The 2,966-nt window shown below is 66.1% G+C and carries 5 protein-coding genes; 1 reads left to right on the forward strand and 4 read right to left on the reverse strand.

Annotated elements, in window-relative coordinates:
- Positions 1-566: 566 nt before the first annotated feature.
- The 3 genes from ACZ68P_RS36135 to ACZ68P_RS36145 form a co-directional block, all read right to left on the reverse strand.
- Positions 567-947 carry a VOC family protein gene (locus ACZ68P_RS36135; protein ID WP_471013604.1) on the reverse strand — a complete coding sequence of 127 codons (381 nt, stop codon included), beginning with the start codon at positions 945-947 and terminating at the stop codon, positions 567-569.
- Between the two features lie 578 nt (positions 948-1,525).
- Complete coding sequence (locus ACZ68P_RS36140) at positions 1,526-1,810, reverse strand: TetR family transcriptional regulator C-terminal domain-containing protein (protein WP_471013606.1); 285 nt, start codon at positions 1,808-1,810, stop codon at positions 1,526-1,528.
- A 17-nt stretch (positions 1,811-1,827) separates the two neighbouring features.
- Entirely contained in the window at positions 1,828-2,091 is a 264-nt protein-coding gene (locus ACZ68P_RS36145) for a TetR family transcriptional regulator (RefSeq protein WP_471013608.1), read from the reverse strand.
- A gap of 82 nt (positions 2,092-2,173) precedes the next feature.
- On the opposite strand from ACZ68P_RS36145, the gene ACZ68P_RS36150 reads away from it, so the two are divergent.
- Positions 2,174-2,593 (forward strand): DUF1707 SHOCT-like domain-containing protein, encoded by a 420-nt coding sequence (locus ACZ68P_RS36150; RefSeq protein WP_471013610.1) that lies wholly within the window; start codon positions 2,174-2,176, stop codon positions 2,591-2,593.
- A 2-nt stretch (positions 2,594-2,595) separates the two neighbouring features.
- Here the strand turns inward: ACZ68P_RS36150 and ACZ68P_RS36155 are convergent.
- On the reverse strand, positions 2,596-2,966 hold a 371-nt coding region (locus ACZ68P_RS36155), incomplete at its 5' end, for a transposase (RefSeq protein WP_471013612.1).

Here is a 2,966-nt window from a genome sequence, read left to right on the forward strand (position 1 = left end):
TCAACACCGCCAACGACCGGGGGCTCTGCCACGTCACCACCCCAGCTGACCAGGCCTTATAGCCCTTCAGGGGCAGGATGAAAAAGGCTCACTGATCCACGCGGCCGACTCGCCCAGCCTTCGAGGACCGCCCCTCCCTCTCCTGATTGCCGAACCGGAAGGCATAAGCGGGGGTGCGGTTGTCCCTCACTTGTGCTGAGACTATGGCGAGCGGGCCGGCGCCTGACCACGACGGGTGCCGGCCTGCCGACAGCGATCCTGACCGTCAGAGCCGCACTGCCCTCGCGCCGCCGGTGAAGCAGTCACGCATTACACCGTTTTCCCTCGACCCCTTGTGGCGCGGCGATCGAGTGAAACGGCCCCACCCGCCATCCGGCCAGTTGTCGCAGAGTGTCGTGTGCAGGCTGCCCGCGTGGACCGCGCTCAGTACTGGGCTGGGGCCGAGAAAAGTGCGGAGCCTTCGGATGGGGGCTCGATTCCTGGCGAGCGGTGTGGCCGTCCCGGGGTGATGGCTGTCCCTTTGAGAGCGACCGTGGTGGCACCCCTGGATCTGAGATCAGACGGTGTCACCAGCTATGGTGCACTGCCTCTACGTTGTTGCCATCGGGGTCGCGCAGGAAAACGCCGTAGTAGCCAGGGTGGTATTCCGGCCATACGCGGGGTGAGTGGAGCACCTCTGCGCTGATGTCCCGGGCTGCTGAGTGCACGGAGTCGACGGCCTCACGCGACGGTGCGACGAGGGCCAGGTGCACGGGGCGGTGGCCGGTGTCGACGAGCGGACCGAGCCATAGGCGGGGGAACCCTTCGGTCCCACCCAGGCCGATGACGGGACCCTCATCTGTCTCACGCCGCATGATTTCGGTGATCCCGAGCGGGGCGAAAACCCTCCGGTAGAACGACGACGACTCGTCCGGATCAGCGCACTGCAAGGAGAGGTGGTCAATCATGCGGCCGTCCTGTGTGTGTGGGGGGGGCAGTGTGCGCGTGTCAATTGTGGCGACCCGTGTAGCGCCGAACCGATAGATCCGAGCGCTCACCATCCCCCTGCGCCACACCTCCGGCACGGGATTACCGCCGGCATCACAGGGTGGTGCATTCCGCCCGGGGGACCTGGGCGTTCGCCGTCCTCGGCGCCGTCGCGATGACCTGTGACACCGCGGTCAGGACACACATGCGTGCGGCTTGACGGTAGGAGGCGCACGTGCGTCACTGCGCCGTTCATCCATCAGCATGATTTCGTACGGCTGCCTTGAAAGCCTCGGTGTTTCCCTGCCCTATCCAGGCCGGTCGTGACACACTCCGACCGCGAGCTCCTGCGTTTGCCCGTCGGAGGTCCTCGCCTGGCCCACCCGGTCACCCCCCCCCGCCCGGTGGGCCTCTCCATGTTCTGCGGCTGCTTCACAACCCGCCCGGGCCCGCGGCACTCATCCTCAACCGCACAGAACGGCGACCGTTCCAGAAGTTGTGGCGGTTGGCGATGCCCTGCCGGTGACGCGGACCGGCCGGGAGCATTCGAAGCGGGTTTTCACCGCATCAGGGTGCCCAGCGCCTGATCCAGGACTTTGACCAGGTGCTCGTGCTCCTGTGGGCTGTACAGCATGCGCAGCGACAGGCCGTCGGACAGTGCGATGACGGCATCAGCGACGACAGCCGTGTGGGTTTTGTGCCCGGCCGACTCCAGCCAGGCGGCCAGTGCCTCACGGATATCCTGGTCGACCTGCCGCCGGATCGCGGCAAGGCTGGGGTGGTGTGCCGCGTAAACCGCAAAGGCGAGTTGCGCGGTGGCCTCGGCGCGTCTCTCGGAGTCCAAGGGGAGCGTGGTCAGGATCAGGTCGCGCAGCGCCTACGCAGCGGCAGCGCGGTGTTCACCTGAGCCATCCGGTGCTCGATGCGCTCCCCGGCTAGCTCCGCGGCAAACGTGAGCATCTCGTCCTTGGTGCGGAAATACTTCTGAACGGCGCCGGGGGAACGGCCCGTTGCGGCGGCCACGGTGCGCACGCTGACCTCGTCGAGGCCGCGTTCGGCGAGCAGTTGGAGCAGGGCCGTACCGATCTGCCGACGCTGTTCCTCCCTGTCGACGGTCTTGGGCATCGGTCGCACTCCCATCTTTAAGATACAGTCGTATTCTAACCTTCCGTCAGGTGCGCTGCACGCAGCTGAAAGGAGGCATGTGGTGGATGGCCGACGTAAGCCTGCGGTGCCCGCTGTGCGGGTCTCGGACCGCGACCGCGACGAGGCGCTCGGCGTGCTGGCCGCGGCGCTGGCCGAGGGGCGACTCGATCCGCACGAGCACGAAATCCGTGCCACGCGCGCCCTGCGGGCACGTACAGCCGATGAACTTGCTGCGTTGACAGCCGACTTACCCGCACCGGCGCCGACCGGCTCGGAGCAGGACCGCAAAGATCTGAGGGAGTGGCTGGCCGAATGGCGCTACTGGCTCGGTGGAGCGGTGATCATGTCCGGGATATGGGGCGCACGGTGCATGCAGAAGGGAGAGCTGTCCCATTACTGGCCGGTCACGCCGCTGGGAGTGCGGGCCGCCGTGCTGATCGCCATTGCTATCTGGCCGCGAGACGAGAGACGACGGCCCTGAAGCTAGTGACCTGAGTCAGAGATTCGGTGGCAGTAGGCGGCGAGTTTGTCGAGGATTTCGTCGGTGGTCTTTGTCCAGACGAAGGGCCTGGGTTGGTTGTTCCAGTCGGCCGGCCATGACCGGATGTCGCGTTCGAGGGATTGGACGGAGCGGTGGACGCCGCGCCTGAGCTTCTTTTGCGTGAGCTCGGCGAACCACCGCTCGACCAGGTTCAGCCACGACGCACTGGTGGGTGTGAAGTGCAGGTGGAACCGAGGGTGGTCCAGCAGCCACTTCTGGATGTCGGGTGTCTTGTGCGTTGCGTAGTTGTCCAGGATCAGGTGGACCTGGAGGTCGGCCGGGACTTCCTTGTCGAGCTTGCCCAGGAACTTCT

Source organism: Streptomyces sp. NPDC036822 (assembly GCF_055609145.1).